Below are 1,712 nucleotides of genomic sequence, written 5' to 3'. Positions count from 1 at the left end.
CCGCTGGACGTTGCCGCGCTGGAGCAGGCCCACCAGCGCGGGCACCGCGGCCTCCTGGCCGGTGCGGCCCAGCGCGCGCGCCGCCTCCAGGACGTAGAAGGGGTCCGACAGGAGCGCCATCAGCGCCGGCACGACGGTGGGGTCGCCGGAGCGGCCCAGCACGTCGATGGCGGGGAAGATGCGGAAGAAGTTGCCTGAGCCCAGCGAGGACAGGAGCGCGTCCACCGCCGCGCCGCCGCCCACGCGGCCCAGCGCCTCGATGGCGGCCACCGCCACGTTGTCGTCCGGGTGGACGATGAGCCGCGACAGCAGCGGCACGGAGCGCCGGCTGCGCCGCCGCCCCAGCACCTGGGCGGCGTCACAGATGATGGCCGGGTTGGGGTCGTCCCCCAGCGCCTCCACCGGCCCCTCCACGTCACCGCCGGCGGCCACCAGCGCGTCCACCGCGGCGGCGATGCGCGCCTCGTTGTCCCGGCGGTGGCGGAGCACGTCGCACAGGGGCTCCACGGAGGGCGTGCCCAGGCGGGCCCAGCGCGGACACCACCGCGCGGCGCACGGCCCACGACGGCGCGTCCAGCCCGTCCACCAGCACCGGCAGGCTGGCCGGGCCCTGGCGCGCCAGCTGCTCCACCTCTTCCACCCGGGCGCGGTCGTCCGCGGACAGCGACAGCGGGTGGTGTCTCACCGTCGAGCCGGTCACGAGCCCTGCTCCCGCGTGCTCCGGGGCGCCGCCGGCTCCGTGCCGCCCAACAAGCCGCTCAGGTGGCTCAACCCCTCCACCTGCTCACCGTTCAGCCGCGCCAGCTGCCCCAGCCTGCCCGCCACCTCCCGCACCTCCTGGGCGGTGACGGCCGTGGCGCGCGCCTGCTCCGCCGTGGTCACGGCGATCTCCCGTGCGCGGCCGCGCATGTCCTCCACCGACCTGCCCAGCTGCTCGCTCACCGTGGCCTGCTCCTGGGCGGCCTTCGCCACCGCCGCCACGCCCGTGGCCTGCTTCGCGGCGGACGTGGTGAGCATGGACAGGGCGTCCGTCTGCTCCTCCAGCGCGCGCGCGGTGGTCTTCGCCACCCGGCGCACCTCCTCCGCGCCGCGCACCAGGGCGGTGAGCGCCTGGGCCTGCTCCTCCGTGGCGCGCGTCACCTCCTTGGCCAGGTTCGCCACCTGGCGGCTGGCCAGCTCGCCCTGCTTGAGCGCGCGGGCCTGCTCCGACATGGCGCGCGTGGACTGGGCCACCTCCTTGCGCGTGGCCTCCATGGCGCGCGTCACCTCCTGCGCGGCCTTGGCCTGTTCGGAGATGCCGGTGAGCGTGCGCTGCGTGGAGGTCGCCACCTCCTGCGCCGTCGCCCCCAGCACCCCCACCTGCTGGCCCTGCGCCATCACCGCGGCGCTCACGCCCTGCACCAGCTGGCGCATCTGCGTGGTGCCCCGGGCCAGGTCCGTGGCGGCCTGCGCCTGCTCCTGCATCGCGCGCGACACCTTCTCCGCCACCTCCGACAGCTGGTTGTTGGAGCGCACCGCCTCGCGCAGCGCCTTGGCCTGCTCCTGGGTGGCCTGGGTGGTCTGCCGCGCCATGCGCCGCATCTCCGCGCCCCCTGGGACAGCGGCTGCGCCGCCTGCGCCTGCTCCACCGACGACGCGGCGATGACCCGGCCCTGCTCGCTCACCTTCGCCGTGGCCTGCACCAGCGCCTGCACCGCCTGCACCTGCTCCGT

The 1,712-nt window shown here is 76.1% G+C and carries 3 protein-coding genes; all 3 read right to left on the bottom strand.

Annotated elements, in window-relative coordinates; translation table 11 throughout:
• A partial coding sequence (locus ACLEQD_RS42835) for a HEAT repeat domain-containing protein (RefSeq protein WP_410391715.1) occupies positions 1-489 on the bottom strand: 489 nt, incomplete at its 3' end.
• Positions 416-700, bottom strand: coding sequence for a HEAT repeat domain-containing protein (locus tag ACLEQD_RS42830; RefSeq protein ID WP_410391714.1), 285 nt, complete (start codon positions 698-700; stop codon positions 416-418). The genes ACLEQD_RS42830 and ACLEQD_RS42835, both read right to left, overlap by 74 nt.
• Complete coding sequence (locus ACLEQD_RS42825; protein ID WP_410391713.1) at positions 697-1,572, bottom strand: hypothetical protein; 876 nt, start codon at positions 1,570-1,572, stop codon at positions 697-699. The genes ACLEQD_RS42830 and ACLEQD_RS42825 overlap by 4 nt, the downstream gene beginning before the upstream one ends.
• Between the last annotated feature and the right edge of the window lie 140 nt (positions 1,573-1,712).

Origin of the sequence: Corallococcus sp. 4LFB, assembly GCF_046520365.1 — a bacterium.
GTDB lineage: Bacteria > Myxococcota > Myxococcia > Myxococcales > Myxococcaceae > Corallococcus > Corallococcus caeni.
The sequence above is the reverse complement of the archived record's forward strand: the minus strand, read 5'-3'. Positions and strand labels throughout refer to the sequence as shown.

Bases quoted from the DNA above. Each gene is read 5' to 3' on its own strand.
- ACLEQD_RS42825 (WP_410391713.1), bottom strand. From the start codon at position 1,572: ATGGCGCGGCAGACCACCCAGGCCACCCAGGAGCAGGCCAAGGCGCTG.